The 14,221-nt window shown below is 62.9% G+C and carries 15 protein-coding genes; 5 read left to right on the top strand and 10 right to left on the bottom strand.

Annotation, left to right across the window (positions count from 1 at the left end; genetic code table 11):
- Positions 1–94 precede the first annotated feature (94 nt).
- From ACESL9_RS14100 to ACESL9_RS14080, 5 genes are all read right to left on the bottom strand, one after another.
- Positions 95–277 (bottom strand): Trm112 family protein, encoded by a 183-nt coding sequence (locus tag ACESL9_RS14100; RefSeq protein ID WP_372612023.1) that lies wholly within the window; start codon positions 275–277, stop codon positions 95–97.
- Positions 278–282: 5 nt separating this feature from the next.
- Positions 283–927: an LON peptidase substrate-binding domain-containing protein gene (locus tag ACESL9_RS14095; RefSeq protein WP_372611999.1), complete on the bottom strand. Its 645-nt coding sequence runs from the start codon at positions 925–927 to the stop codon at positions 283–285.
- 27 nt (positions 928–954) lie between these two features.
- The gene (trxA, locus tag ACESL9_RS14090) at positions 955–1,866 is read right to left on the bottom strand and encodes a thioredoxin (protein ID WP_372612001.1); all 912 of its coding nucleotides are present in this window, start codon (positions 1,864–1,866) and stop codon (positions 955–957) included.
- Between the two features lie 103 nt (positions 1,867–1,969).
- Positions 1,970–2,758, bottom strand: coding sequence for an exodeoxyribonuclease III (locus tag ACESL9_RS14085; protein WP_372612003.1), 789 nt, complete (start codon positions 2,756–2,758; stop codon positions 1,970–1,972).
- Positions 2,759–3,101: 343 nt separating this feature from the next.
- Positions 3,102–3,788 carry a response regulator transcription factor gene (locus ACESL9_RS14080; protein WP_372612005.1) on the bottom strand — a complete coding sequence of 229 codons (687 nt, stop codon included), beginning with the start codon at positions 3,786–3,788 and terminating at the stop codon, positions 3,102–3,104.
- 156 nt (positions 3,789–3,944) lie between these two features.
- On the opposite strand from ACESL9_RS14080, the gene ribA reads away from it, so the two are divergent.
- Together ribA and ACESL9_RS14070 are read left to right on the top strand one after the other, a co-directional pair.
- Positions 3,945–5,036: a GTP cyclohydrolase II gene (ribA, locus tag ACESL9_RS14075; RefSeq protein WP_372675027.1), complete on the top strand. Its 1,092-nt coding sequence runs from the start codon at positions 3,945–3,947 to the stop codon at positions 5,034–5,036.
- A complete protein-coding gene (locus ACESL9_RS14070; protein ID WP_372675026.1) occupies positions 5,033–5,542 on the top strand; it encodes a L,D-transpeptidase in 510 nt (169 codons plus the stop codon). The genes ribA and ACESL9_RS14070 overlap by 4 nt, the downstream gene beginning before the upstream one ends.
- Positions 5,543–5,776: 234 nt before the next feature.
- Here ACESL9_RS14070 and ACESL9_RS14065 read toward each other — a convergent pair whose 3' ends face one another.
- The gene (locus ACESL9_RS14065) at positions 5,777–6,430 is read right to left on the bottom strand and encodes a YggS family pyridoxal phosphate-dependent enzyme (protein WP_372675025.1); all 654 of its coding nucleotides are present in this window, start codon (positions 6,428–6,430) and stop codon (positions 5,777–5,779) included.
- A 107-nt stretch (positions 6,431–6,537) separates the two neighbouring features.
- Positions 6,538–7,452, bottom strand: a complete 915-nt coding sequence (locus ACESL9_RS14060; RefSeq protein ID WP_372675024.1) for a porin — start codon at positions 7,450–7,452, stop codon at positions 6,538–6,540.
- A 342-nt stretch (positions 7,453–7,794) separates the two neighbouring features.
- Between ACESL9_RS14060 and ACESL9_RS14055 the strand changes: the two genes are divergently transcribed.
- Positions 7,795–8,328, top strand: coding sequence for a DUF3576 domain-containing protein (locus ACESL9_RS14055; protein ID WP_372675023.1), 534 nt, complete (start codon positions 7,795–7,797; stop codon positions 8,326–8,328).
- A 9-nt stretch (positions 8,329–8,337) separates the two neighbouring features.
- On the opposite strand, the gene ACESL9_RS14050 is transcribed toward ACESL9_RS14055, so the two are convergent.
- From ACESL9_RS14050 to ACESL9_RS14040, 3 genes are all read right to left on the bottom strand, one after another.
- Positions 8,338–9,606 (bottom strand): glycosyltransferase, encoded by a 1,269-nt coding sequence (locus tag ACESL9_RS14050; RefSeq protein WP_372675022.1) that lies wholly within the window; start codon positions 9,604–9,606, stop codon positions 8,338–8,340.
- A gap of 297 nt (positions 9,607–9,903) precedes the next feature.
- On the bottom strand, positions 9,904–10,449 hold the full coding sequence (locus ACESL9_RS14045) for a hypothetical protein (protein WP_372675021.1): 546 nt from the start codon (positions 10,447–10,449) through the stop codon (positions 9,904–9,906).
- A 78-nt stretch (positions 10,450–10,527) separates the two neighbouring features.
- Entirely contained in the window at positions 10,528–12,225 is a 1,698-nt protein-coding gene (locus ACESL9_RS14040) for a VWA domain-containing protein (protein ID WP_372675020.1), read from the bottom strand.
- Positions 12,226–12,756: 531 nt separating this feature from the next.
- Here ACESL9_RS14040 and ACESL9_RS14035 point away from each other — a divergent pair.
- Entirely contained in the window at positions 12,757–13,581 is an 825-nt protein-coding gene (locus tag ACESL9_RS14035) for a hypothetical protein (RefSeq protein WP_372675019.1), read from the top strand.
- 215 nt (positions 13,582–13,796) lie between these two features.
- Positions 13,797–14,221: class I tRNA ligase family protein (locus ACESL9_RS14030; RefSeq protein ID WP_372675018.1), on the top strand; the 425-nt coding region annotated here is incomplete at its 3' end.

Genomic DNA, 14,221 nt, shown 5'->3' with positions numbered 1-14,221 from the left:
CATGCCCGGACTTCGCCGTGGTTTCCTGCGCGAAGCGGCCGGCCTGACCGGAGAATTGCCTGAATTGATGCGTTGAGTTCCAGGTCGTTGCGCCCTAAGGCTCGATCACGCGCGCTTCGTCGATGAGCATCACGGGGATGCCGTCGCGGATCGGATAGGCGAGACCGGCGGATTTGCTGATCAGTTCCTGCCGTTCGGCATCGTAGTCCAACCGCCTGTGCGTGCGGGGACAGACCAGAGCTTCGAGCATATGACGGTCAAATTCGCTTTTGGGCATGTCGGTCATTGCATCAGATCCTCGCCGTCACCGCCGTGGAGAGCGTACTCGATGAGCGTGACGAGGGTTTCACGCCGGGTTGAGAGAGAAGGCGCTTCGAGCAGGGCCTGCTTGTCCTCGGGTTCGAAATCAAGAAGCATCGAGAGTGAATTGATCATGAATTCGTCATCGGCATCTTTCAGAGTATCCCAATCGGTATCAAGTCCGCGCGCCTGGAAATAGCGACCCAGCAGACCCAGAAATCCCGTGCGGTCGAAACCGGGATCGCGATCCATGGGACCGCGGTCGCGCTCGAAGCCGTCCCAACTGACATTGGCGCGGCGATAGGGTGTGAAGCCTTCGACCTCGCTTTGGACGCGAAAGCGCGAGATGCCGGAAAGCGTGATCATGTAGCGCCCATCCTCGGTTTCCGAGAATTGCGTGATCCGGCCCGCGCAGCCGATCTTCATCAGGCCCGGACCCTCGCGGCCCGGACCTTCGTTCGGCTGGATCATTCCGATGAGCCGCTCGGGCGTCTTGAGCGCATCATCGAGCATGGCGAGGTAGCGCGGCTCGAATACGTGAAGGGGCAGTCGCGCGCGTGGCAAAAGCAATGCCCCGGTGAGCGGAAAGACCGGAATCGTTCTGGGCAGGTCCATATCGGGGTTCATGCCGGTATCATAGCGCGGCAGGTGCCATCACACAAAGATCATCGAACTCAGTCTGCGACGACCGTTGAGTGCGATCGGATCCTGAGGCGGGAGGGCGTCGAAGATCGTGAAAAGCAATTGCTTGGCAGCGCCATCGTTCCATTCGCGATCGCGCCGGAACAATTCGAGCAACTGGTCCACGGCTTCCTGCACTTCGCCCTTGGCATGCAGGGCCTGAGCAAGATCGAGCCGGGCCTGGTGATTATCGGGGTCGGCCTCGACCCGGGCTTTCAACTCATCCACAGGGCCGGCATTGGTGGCTTTCCGTGCGAGATCAAGCTGTGCATGCGCGGCCTCGAGTTCGGGTTTCTTCGAAATCTCGATGGGGGCGCCATTGAGGATCGCTTCGGCCTGATCGAGATCGTCCATCGCGATATGTGCACGCGCAAGGCCACCATAGGCGGCGGCGTTTTGCGGATCCTCTTGCAGGATGGCGGCGAATGTCTGGGCGGCATCGACGGCCGCGCCTTCGGCGAGCATTTCCTCGGCCGCGGCGACCGCCTCGTCGAGGCCACCCGACGCATCACCACCGGCGGCCTCGACCACGCGATCAATGAAGCTCTGGATCTCCGAAGGGGGCACCGCGCCCTGAAACCCGTCGACCGGCTGGCCGTTCCAGAAGGCATAGACGGTGGGAATCGACTGGATCCTAAGCTGGCCCGCGATCATCTGGTTCTCGTCGATATTGACCTTCGCCATTTTCACTGCGCCACGGGCCTTGTTCACGGCCTCTTCCAGTGCCGGGCCAAGCGTCTTGCAGGGGCCGCACCAGGGCGCCCAGAAATCGACGATCACCGGCACTTCCTTGCTGGCCTCGACGACCTTTTCCATGAAGTTGGCCTCGGTCACGTCAAAGACGTGCTCGGCGGTGTTGGCGGATTTGGTAAGATCAATTTCCATGTGGCTGTCCTCCGGGTTCGGGGTTGCCCGTTAGATGATGTATCTGCGCCTGTGTTGCAAGGTCCGGATACGGTTTTGCCGATTCCACCTCGGGCGACGGGGTTCAGATGTCGAACATGGCGAAAACGGGCGCGTGATCGGATGGCTTTTCCCAACCGCGCGCGGCGCGCAGGATGCGCGACGAATGGCCAGCATTCGAGATGTCGGGCGTGGCCCAGACATGATCGAGTCTGCGACCCTTGTCGGCAGCATCCCAGTCTCGGGCGCGGTAGGACCACCATGAATAGAGGTTCCCGTCGGGGATATCCTGCCGCGTGATATCGACCCATTTGCCTGCGTCCTGTGTCTCGGCCAGGTGCTCGACCTCGATGGGGGTGTGAGAGACGACCTTGAGCAATTGCTTGTGGCTCCAGACGTCGTCTTCGCGCGGGGCGATGTTCAGATCGCCGACCAGAATGGATTTCTCGGGGCGGTCGGAATGAAACCAGTCGCGCATCCCGGTCAGGTAATCGAGTTTCTGGCCGAATTTCTCGTTCTTGTCCCGGTCGGGGATGTCGCCACCGGCCGGCACATAGAAATTGTGGATGATCACGCCATTCTCCAGACGTGCGGCGACGTGGCGGGCATGGCCGAGATCCGCGAAATCCTTGTCGCCCACGTCCTCGAGGGGCAGGCGCGAGAGTATGGCGACCCCGTTGTATCCCTTTTGCCCGCGAGCGATCATGTGACCATAGCCAAGCGCGCGAAACCCTTCGAGCGGGATCTTCTCGACCGGGCTCTTGCATTCCTGCAGACAGAGGATGTCGGGGGCCTCTTCCTCGAGCAACCTGCGCACGATCGGTTCGCGCAAGCGGACCGAATTTATGTTCCATGTCGCAAGGGTAAAGGCCATTTTTCCGGGTCTCCTGTCGTTCGTGGCGTGCAGGCTATCGCGGGCATGAAAGAGTGACCAGAACCGATTTTGCGGTTGTGACCGGATCGAGAGGTGATGCCGGGAACCGCCTGATCAGGACATCCGGAGTGCCTTGGCCTGTCCCTGTCCCGCCATGCGATAGGAAGGCCGTACTTGATTGAAAAAAGGCCCGGGTCGAGACCCGGGCCAGTCCAACAGGGAGGTGCATGCGATGACCCGCACATGCAACGGGATGCGTAAATCGTATTCACAAGTTAATGATACAACTTTGACATGGCGCAAATAAGTCGGGTATTCCGTGAGACAGCTCAACCTGTGGTATTTATGCAACCAGCCGATAACCGCCGGATTCGGTCACGAGGAGACGGGCATTCGAAGGATCGGGCTCGATCTTCTGGCGCAAGCGGTAGATATGAGTTTCGAGCGTGTGGGTCGTGACGCCCGCGTTGTAGCCCCAGACCTCGTGCAAAAGAACGTCGCGCGGGACCACGCCTTCGGTGGCCCGGTAAAGGTATTTCAATATGTTGGTTTCCTTTTCGGTCAACCGGATCTTGCGATCGTCTTCGGTGATCAGCATCTTCATCGCCGGCTTGAACGTGTAGGGCCCAAGCTGGAACACCGCGTCCTCGGATTGCTCATGCTGACGCAACTGCGACCGGATGCGGGCCAGAAGTACCGGAAACTTGAACGGTTTGGTGACATAGTCATTGGCGCCCGCATCGAGGCCGAGGATGGTGTCAGCGTCGCTGTCATGGCCGGTGAGCATGATCACGGGGGCCTTGACGCCCTGTTTGCGCATGACCCTGCACAATTCGCGCCCGTCCGTATCGGGCAAGCCGACATCGAGGATCACCAGATCGAATATGCCCTCGCGCGTCTTACGGATCGCGTCATTGCCATTGCCCGCTTCGAAAACGTCGAAATCCTCGGTCATTATCAACTGTTCGCTCAGCGCCTCGCGCAGATCGTCGTCGTCATCGACCAGCAGAATCTTCTTGAGCTGTGCCATGGTTCGGCCTCCTCGTTCGCATGCTCAACACATGAGGGAGGAACCGGGATTGAACAAGGTATGCTGCAATTCTCTCACGCCGACGTGTAATCGCGTGCGCAAATGTTTCATATTGCGGCGGATTCCCCTAGATCGGGACGAAAGAAGGACGAGTTCATGAGCTTCGCGCCAGACATCATTGAAACATTGGCCCGGGCCCGGGCCGATCTGCGCATGGGCGTGCCGGTCGTGATCGCCGACGCCGGGGCGGCGGTTCTGGTGATGGCGGCGGAAACCATGGATGCGCAACGGCTGGCGGATCTCAGAGCGCTGGGCGGATCGCCGGTTCTGGCGATCACGGCGCGGCGGGCCAAGACCTTGAAAGCACGGGCTTATGACGGCGATCTGGCGCGGATCGTGCTGCCGCCGGATGTGCGGCTCGACTGGGTGCTGGCGGTGGCGGATCCGGCGGATGACCTCAAGACGCCGATGAAGGGTCCATTGCTTTCCGAGCGGGGCGGGAATGCGGGGATGCATCGGCTGGCGATCCGGCTAGTGAAAACGGCGCAGCTCTTGCCGTCGGCGGTGGTGCTCGCGTTGCAGGACGCGGCGGGCTTTGCGCTGGCCAACAGCCTGACGGTGGTCCAGGCGGGGTTGGCCGGGCCGGTTCTGGAGCAGGTGAGCGACGTGCACCCGGTCGTCGCGGCGCGGCTTCCGATGGAGGCGGCGGGGGCAGGACGCTTGCATATCTTTCGCCCCGAGGATGGTGGGGAGGAGCACTATGCCATTGAAATTGGGAGACCTTCTCGTGACAAGCCTGTGTTGGCGCGGTTGCATTCGGCCTGTTTCACGGGCGATGTTCTGGGCAGTCTCAAATGCGATTGCGGGCCGCAATTGCGCGGGGCGCTGGCGCAGATGGGGGCCGAGGGGGAAGGGGTTCTGCTCTACCTCAACCAGGAGGGGCGGGGAATCGGGCTGGCCAACAAGATGCGGGCCTATTCGCTTCAGGATCAGGGGTTCGACACCGTCGAGGCCAATCACCGGCTGGGCTTCGAGGATGACGAGCGGGATTTCCGCATCGGTTCTACCATACTGAAATCAATGGGTTTTTCATCTGTCAGATTGCTCACAAACAACCCGCGCAAGATCGACATGATGCAGGCCAACGGGATCGCGGTGGCCGAGCGGGTGCCGCTCAAGGTGGGCGAGAACGTGCATAACCGGGCCTATCTGGCGACCAAGGCGGTGAAGTCGGGGCACCTGTTTTGAGCCCGGCGGACATGGTGCTGACCCGGCGGGGGCTGCGGTTCACGGGGAGATTTATCCCTTTTTCCCAAGGGTTTGGCGGGATTCGCAAGGACAAGCGCGAAGGCGACGGGGCAACGCCCGCGGGGGTGCATCGGATCGTGGGGATGCTCTATCGGCCGGACCGTGTGACGCGCCCTGCGCCATGGGCGGACCCCATCCGAGTGGGCGATCTTTGGTCGGATGAAAGCGGCGATGCAGCGTATAACCAACTGGTGCGCGCGCCCTATCCGCAGAGCCACGAGCGGTTGCGGCGGGGCGATGCGCTTTACGATATCATATTGATAACAAACTGGAATTATCCTGTTGCAGAAGCCGGAAAAGGCTCGGCCATCTTCCTGCATCAATGGCGGAGGCCGGGCTATCCGACGGCGGGTTGCATCGCGTTCTCGCGGGCCGACCTGAGGTGGATTGCACGCCGCGTGGAGCCGGGAACGCGGGTGATCGTGCCGGAGACACTGGCGACATGATGCCGATGGTTAACGCGGCCTGATTGGGGGGGTGATTTGCGTATGACTCCCGGCTGCCACCCGGCTGCCGGGCGTCGCGGATTTCGCGGGGTTAACCGAGCGGGCGCAGGGTTTTGTTCAGATTGGTTGAGATCGGGTTAAATCCGGCGAGTTGAGATGCCCAATTGCCCGATGCGAAGCATCGGGCAGCGCCCGTCCCGCCTCGGCGGGGCGGGCGCGAATATGCCCGGCGGATCATCCCGCCACCCGTTCCCCGAAAATCGCCGATCCGACGCGAACATGGGTCGCGCCCAGCGCGATTGCGGTTTCGAAATCGTCGCTCATGCCCATCGATAGACCGGTGAGGCCGTTGCGTTCCGCGATCCTGGCCAGCAGGGCGAAATGCAGGCTGGGTTCCTCGTCCAAGGGGGGGATGCACATGAGGCCCTGAACCGGCAAATCCATCGACAGGCAATCCTTGATGAAGGCATCGGCGTCCGACGGTAGCACGCCCGCCTTTTGCGGCTCTTCCCCGGTGTTGATCTGGATGAAGAGATCAGGGCAGCGCCCTTCCTCCTGGGCGATGCGGGCGATGGTCCTGGCCAGCTTGGGGCGGTCGACGGAATGGATCGCCTCGAAGAGCTCGAAAGCCTGACGCGTCTTGTTGGTTTGCAAGGGACCGATCAGGTGGACGTTGACGCCCTCGAACTCTTCGCGGAAGGCGGGCCATTTTCCTGCGGCTTCCTGCACGCGGTTTTCGCCGAAGAGGCGGTGGCCCTCGGTCAGCACCGCGCGCACGCGCTCATCGGGCTGCACCTTGGAGACGGCGATGAGATTGACCGAGCCGGGGGCGCGGTTGGCCGCGGCCTCGGCTTTGGCGATGCGGGTCTGGATGTCGGAAAGCGGCATGGTTCGTCCCTTTGCAGTCTGGGCGCAAGAAACACCACTCTGGGCAAAAAGAAAAGGGCAGGTCCGAAGACCTGCCCTTTCCCTTTGGGTCGCTTTGACTTCCGGGATCAGAAGTTGAAGCGGATACCAAGGTCAACCGCGTTGGTGTCGGTGATGTCGTTGCGGGTGAAGCCAGCTTCGAGCGACGAACCGCCGCCGAGGTTGTGCGACACGCCGAGACCGTAGGCTTCGCCACCGGCGTTGCCATCTTCCGAGCTGACAAAGGCGTCAACGCGGGTGGCTGCACCAACTTCGACACCGCCCTTGAGGGCGAATTTGCCGATGCCGTCGTTGTCAGCATAGGCCAGCGTCACGGCTGCCGGGCCGATGTTGCCGCCAACGGTCAGGACAACCTTGTCCTCGGTGGCAACGCTCGAATCCTGGTAACCCAGTGCAACGGTCCAGTCGTTGAAGCTGTAGCTGCCGTGCATCGCGGTACGCTCGACACCACCGGTGTTCGAGTAGGACAGGTGACCGCCAAAGTCGCCAGCCGAGTACATCACTTCGACGCCGTCACGGCCAGCACCACCGGACGAGTAGGCATCCCAGCCGAAGTAGCCTTTTTGCGAGGTGTTGGTCACCAGGCTGTCAAAGCCGTGGCCCGAGAGGCCGATATCGGCCGATTGGGTGGCCATGTAGACGCCGGGCATGAATTCGATGGCGCCAAAGGTGTTGCCGACACCGATTTCGAGGCCGCCGGAACGTGCGAAGAAGCGCGCGCCGTTGAAGCCGGCGCCGTTGTAGCCGGCACCGTCAACCGTTGTTTGCTGGTGACGCAGACGGGCACCGAAGGTCAGGCCGTTGTCGGCCTCGGTGGTCATGTCGATTTGCAGGCGAAGACGGGTGTAGATGCCTTCAACATCGGGACCAGGGGTGTCGATGCTGATGGCGCCAAAGCGGCCGTAGCCGCTGAACGAAACGTCTGCAGCAACGACGCCAGCGGAGGCGACGAGTGCGGTCGTTGCGAAGAGAATCTTTTTCATGGTTGTTTCCCTCGGTTTTCCAGTCATAGGCCCAAAGCAGGGAATCCGCATTGGGTATGGCAAGTGTCTCGCTCCAAACGGGGGGTGTTTGCAAGCATGGGGCGCGGGCGGCGGGCAATGTGACGATAATTGGTGCAGCTTTGCCACAGTTTGCCCCGTGGCGGGTCACGTTGGGCGGATTCGCGCCATGGTGGCCATGGTGTCTGCCAGGGACGGGCCGCCGCCGCGCCGCGACAGGTTAGCAGGTTACAGGCAGGAATGTTCATAAATCCTTGCCCCGGCGGCGGGGCTTGGGTAGGACGGTGAGGAAAAGCAGGTTCTTGGCGGTATCCGGGCGGTAACATGCATCATTCGAGCGCTTTCAAATTCCTAATGGCCGGGCTGGTGGCGTTTTCGCTGACCGCCTGCGGCGGCGGCGGTGGCGGCGGCATCTTCGGCGAGGTCGGCCTTGGCGGGGCGCGTGACAACGTGGATTCCGAGGAAGACGCGGCCGAACCGGTTCTGGAAGGGCGTGAAGGCATGAGCCAGGTCGGCCAGACCTCGGTCTGGGACCTGTTCAAGCGCGAGGACACGGGCACCACGGTCAAGGTGAACCGTTACCTGTGGAATGCGTCGCTCGATGTTCTCAACTTCCTGCCGATCGAGTCGATCGACCCGTTCACCGGGGTGATCGTGACCGGCTATGGCACGCCGCCGGGTGGCGGGCAGGCCTATCGCGCGACCGTCCATATCAAGGACCCGGCGCTCGATGCGCGCTCGCTCACCGTGGCGCTGGCCACGCGGGGCGGACCGGTTGCGGCGGGCACCCAGCGCGCCATCGAGGATGCGATCCTGGCGCGGGCGCGGGAATTGCGGATCGAGGACCGGCGGTTCTGAACGCCTTTCCTAAAGCACGGGCGAATCGGGCCGGCGCGGCTCCATCGCGGCAAGATCCCTGACCCATTGCAACTGGCGCGGCAGGCAGATGCCTTGCAGGTCGTAATGGCGCACCACGTGGCGGCGTGCCGCCTTGCCCAGCCTTTCGCGCATGGCGCGGTCATCGAGCAGCAGCGAGACCTCATCGACCAGCGCGTCGCCGTCGAAGAATTCGACAAGGCGGCCGGTCTCGTCATGGGTGATCAGTTCCTCGACCGGGGCGGTGGCGCTGGCCACGATGGCGCCTTCGACGCTCATCGTCTCGAAGAGCGACCAGGAGAGCACGAAGGGATAGGTCAGGTAGACGTGCACCCGGCTGAGCTGCAGCAGGGTCACGAAGCGGTCATAGGGGATGCGGCCGAGAAACCGGACGCGCGCCCAGTCGGCGTCGGGGATCCGGCTGCGCACCTCGTCGATGAAGATCTGTTTCCAGGTCTTTCCGCCGGGCGGGCGGGGGCCATAGCTCACCTCGTCGCCGCCGACGATCAGGACATGCGCGCGGGGCCGTTCGCGCAGCAGGCGCGGCAGCGCGCGCATGAAGACGTGATAGCCGCGGTAAGGTTCGAGATTGCGGTTCACGAAGGTGATGACCTCGTCCTTGCGCGAGAGGGTCAGGCCGCTCTTGAACGCGAGCGACGCATTCTCGTTCGGCACGAGGTGGGTCGTGTCGATCCCGTCGAAGCCGACGGTGATGCGGTCGCGGAACGCGGGGGGAAAGGTGTCGGCCTGGAACCGGGTCGGGCTGAGGCCGGCATCGGCAATGGCGAAATGCATGTGGTTGTTGAGGTTCTTCATCCGCAGGCGCAGCGCGCGGGTCGGATCGGGCGGGCCGTCGAACTCGGGGTCAAAGCCGCTATGGGGATAGTCGGGCCGGTAATAAAGCTCGCAATAGATGCCGATTCGGGCCTCGGGCCAGACATCGCGCAGGAAAAGCGATTCCCCCCAGCCGGGATGGGCGATGATCACATCGGGGGTGAAGCCGCCGTCGCGCAGCGCGCAGGCGGCGCGATAGCAGCTTTCGGCGCGGGTGATCTTGGTGTCGAAATCCACCAGCCAGGGATGCAGTTCCTGTCCGAAGTCGCGATCGAGCCCGTAGGGCAGCAGGCGCACGCCGTTCCAGTCGCGGGCCTCCTTGACCCGGAGCGTCAGGGCCGCGACCTCGTGCCCCCCGGCGGCCAGCGCGGGCGCGAGGTGCTTGAACTGGCCGGGAAAATTCTGGTGGATGAAAAGGTATTTCATTCTGGCCTGATCTCAATACGTGTCTGAACTCTTTAACCGCTGGGCGGCAGGCTGCAAAGCCCTTCGCCTTTCCTGGGATGAACCCTTCAGCGACATTTCGATAGAGCACAGCGACGGTGACAATTTCGCCCCTAAAAGGAAGGTCAAGCCTTTGCCGCCTGTTCAACTTGATGAGTGTAACGCCGCAGGCATGGTTGAAGAGATCGTCCGTCCTTGCGTAGTACATAGGTTGTCGAAATGGCACGGATGATGCCGCCGAGTACGTGTTTAGGCAATCGAAAGGCGCTACGTATACCCTTACCAATTCAGATTTTCGTCGCCACTAATATCCAAGGGCGGCGTGTCATTTGCTCCCTCTGGCTTATAGCCACCTCGAAGGAATGGCCGATCCTTAAGCCAGTAACCATAGCCACTCACGTTAACTACCTTCTCTTTCATTCGAGACATACGTGCAGACAGTGTATTCAGGTCCGCATTCTCATTCGAGCTGCCGATAACCACGCCGCGATCAACGAGCGCCTTGTAAAGAGCGGCTCGATTAAGTGGACTTTCTGCTTCCGTAAGCACATCAACTACGACACGCTCAAACTCGTCCATTGATGTCTTGCGCCTTGTTTCGTGAACCACATTCCCCGTGCGGTCGCTATGATGAGCCTCTTGCGGCTTTGTCATCTCAACAAGATTCGCGCCCGAATCGGCAAGCGACGTATGTGTGTCATCAGCGGCAAGATAGGTTTCCGCAATACGTTGGAGCTCTTCGTACTGGCACAATATCTTGTCGATCTCGGCCAGCCGTGCCACCAGCCTTTGACGCTCTGTCTGAAGTTTTTCGATTGCGTTCATGGCGATCCGGTGCGCATGGCGGTGTCTTTCCCGCGGCCATTCTCTCCGGGTCATTGCCGGGACCGCTCCGGGGTGCGGTCATTCCGCGACGCGGATCGTTTGCTCGGCCAGCACGCGCTGGTCATCGCCGGCGTGATAGCGCAGCAGGTAGGTGCCGGGCGTCTCGGGCGCCGTGCGCGTGATCGTGCCCTCGTCGCCATCGACCGAGTTCTTCATGCGGTCATAGCGCGATACGATGTCATCCGGGGCGCGGCCCTCTTCGACGATCACCACGTAGCCCGAGATGCCGCCGCCCACCGTGACGTCGAACGCGGTCTCGGGGCGCACCTCGTCCGGGGCCGTCATGAGGCTGTCGGCCTGTGTCACCGTCAGGGGCTGGCGCGCTGCGATGGTGTTGTCGCGTGCGAGGTGATAGCGCAATTCATAATCACCGGGATCGGACGGTGCCGTGATCTCTTGCGTGCCATCGCCGCCAACGCGATTGTCCATGCGCTGATAGCGGCTGACCTCCTCGGCGCTGTCTTCAGGTGCGAGGACCAGGTAATCCTTTTCGCTGTTCGCCCCGTCGATGGTGACATCGAACGACACCCCTGCCCGCACTTCGGCGGGGGCCGCGAGGTCGATCTCGACCTCCGGCGCGGCCAGGGCGACATCGATCCGCGGGTCGTCCTCCAGCGTGGCGCTGACCGAGGCCGCGCCCGCCATGTCATCGCGCGACGCCTCGATCCGGTAGTCCCCCGGGGGCAGCAGAATCGGCAGGTATTCCTCGTTTTCGGTGGCCGCCTCGACCTGCTCTTCGGTTTCGAGGTTGATCGCGACCCAATCGACACCTTGCAGGGTTGCGCCGGTGTCTGCGTTCTCGGCGCGCAGGAGGAGGGTTGCGCGGGTCTTTTCCATCTCGATCTCGACCGGCGGCGCGTCGCGTTCGGGCACGGTGAACTCCGCCATCCCCTCGAACCCGGGGGCGCGGACATCGGCGGCATAGTCGCCGGGCATTAGTTCAAGCGTGACCCTGCCGCCGTCGTGCGCGTCGAATGCGGTCTCGCCCGTCTCGTCCTCGGCCACGTTCCAGGTGGCCCGGGGCAGGGGCGTGCCGTCGCGCGCGTCGATCGCCGCCAGGGTCACGGATTGTGTGGCAGGGGCGATCTCCGCCACTTCGGTCAGCGCCGCCGCCAGTTCCGTGCCCGATTGCGTGGTGAAGAGTTGTCCGCCGGTCTGTTCGGGCACGCAAGAGAGGGTCTGCACCTCGTTTTCTTCGAGGGCGAAGCCCAGCACATGCGCGCGCAGGTCGATGCCCTCGGCGGCAAACTCGGCGGCCAGTGCGCAGGGATCGCCGCCGCAGTTTTCCAGCCCGTCGGTGATCAGGATGATATCGGCCGATTCGGCCGTGCGCGGCAGCAGGTCGCGCGCCTGCGCCATCGCGTCGGTCAGCGGTGTCTTGCCGCGCGGGTTCAATGCGCGGATCGTCGCCCCAAGGTCGGACCCGGCATGTTGGCCGACCGGCAGCACCGTTTCGATGTCGCCGCAATCGCCGCGGCGGTTATGGCCGTAGGACACCACGCCGATCTGCCCGTCGGCGTCGCGCTCATCCGCGAAACCATCCATCACCTCGCGTGCGATCTCGATCCGCGATTTGCCATCTTCGAGCTGTGCCCACATCGAGCCCGAGGCGTCGAAAACAATGACGCTGGCATGTTCGGCGCTGTCCTGCGCCGCCAGGGGCCCGGCCAGCAAAGCGGTTGTCAACACGGTACGAAACAGGTTCGGCATGAGCATGAGGGAGTCCTTGTCCTTTCTTGCCTGGTTCCGGGCGCGGCCATGGGGCAGCGCCGCAAGATGCGAGAGGGTGTCGGGGTGATCTGAGCAGGTTCCGGGTATTTTCCTGGTCGATTTTCCGCTTCGGTTCCGCCGCTACCGCCCCGGGCATCGGCTGGTCGGAGTAGGCTTGATCCGGGGTCTTTCCGTCAAGCGATGAATGTGGGCGGCAGGGGTTGCCGGTGCCGAAGCCACGGCGCACCGCGCCGGTCACGGCCGTCCATGTTTCGCGTGTCGCGGGCGAAACTGCCTTGATCATCTCGTGGTCGGGTGCCGCGCCCGTGACGGTATCGCGATGCAGGATCTGCCCCTCGCGCCTCGGCAGGTTTTCGCCGACGGCGAACCACCGTCAGAAGGGTGGCAACCCGGAAACGGCGTGCCGGATGGCGGAGCGCCCCAGAACTGTCATGGAAAGACCTTGAAATGAGGCCCTGTTCGGGCAGAAATGGCCGGGCACGGCCCGGTTCTTTCGAACCGGGGGCGCGGAGTTCAATGAGCAAGGCCATGGAGTTGGAATTGGCAATCAGCGGGGAAACCAGGGCGGTGCCAGGCAGGCGCAGAAGGCTCGCAGGCAAGGTTCGGGCACTTGCGGTCATGGTCGCCGCCCTGTGCGGGACGGGGCCGGTTCTGGGCGAGGCCGACGGGCCGGATGCCTGGCGCGTGGTGGGCGTGGCGCCCGATGACAGCCTGAATGCGCGGATGGGTCCGGGAACCGACTACATGGTGATCGGAACCTTCGACCATGATGCGCGCGGCCTGATCCAGATCACCTGCGTGCCGCTCTTGCCGGCCGGTATCTATCACGGCCTGAGCGAGGAAGAGCGGCGATCCCTGCCGCCGCGCTGGTGCCTGATGCGGAGCCCCGATTTCAGCGTCGAAGGCTGGGTATCGCAGCGATACATCGAGGAAGATCCGGGCGCGGCCGGGGCTGCGGACGGCGAAGGTGACCCCGTTCTGCGCATGGCGCGCGACCGGGTCGAGGCGCTTTACCGGGACCATATGCGAAGCCTGAGTGATGCAAGCGTCACCAGCCCCGTGCATGACGACCGCGCGAGACAGTTCTTCACCGGGTCGCTGGCGCGCGAACTGGCGAACAGGCACCCCGACGCCGATCCGCTTTTCGACGCGCAGGATACCGGGATTTCCGATCTCCGGGTCGCGCTCGATGCCGAGCAACCGGTGTTTCGCGGCATGATCACGGTCAACGTGGATTTCCGCAACTTCGGGCGGTCGCAGCGGGCGGTGGTGCGTTTGCGCGTGGAGAATGGCAGCGCGCGCATCATCCGCATCGAGCATGACGGCTGGACCTTGGAATAGTCCGGGCCGGTCCGACCGCTGGGGCGGCCCGCCGGCAATCGCTGAAATACAGTGAGGGATAATCTGCCCCTCGCGACCCGTGGAGGCGCCTGCCCGCGGCCGGGTGCGGCGCCTGGGACATGGGGCGGGGGTCAAACCGACTGGAATGGGCTTTCCATTCGCGGGTGAAAACCGCTATCACCCCGGCCAAAGACCATGTGAAAAAGGCCCACAAGATGACGCGCTATTCCGCCGCCGAGATCGAAGCAAGATGGCAGGACGCCTGGGACAAGGCCGGGGTGTTCCGCGCCGCGAGGGACAAGAGCAAGCCGAAATACTATGTGCTCGAGATGTTTCCCTATCCGTCGGGGCGCATCCACATGGGGCATGTGCGCAATTACACGATGGGCGACGTGATCGCGCGTTACAAGATCGCCAACGGGTTCAACGTGTTGCACCCGATGGGTTGGGACGCGTTCGGGATGCCGGCGGAGAACGCGGCGATGGCCAGTGGCGGCCACCCCAAGGACTGGACCTATGGCAACATCGCCGACATGCGCGGGCAGATGAAGCCGCTGGGCCTTTCCATCGACTGGAGCCGCGAGTTCGCCACCTGCGACCCGGAATATTACGGCCAGCAGCAGGCGCTGTTCCTCGATTT

Origin of the sequence: Aquicoccus sp., from assembly GCF_041686535.1 — a bacterium.
In the GTDB taxonomy this organism is placed as follows: Bacteria; Pseudomonadota; Alphaproteobacteria; order Rhodobacterales; family Rhodobacteraceae; genus Aquicoccus.
The sequence above is the reverse complement of the archived record's forward strand: the minus strand, read 5'-3'. Positions and strand labels throughout refer to the sequence as shown.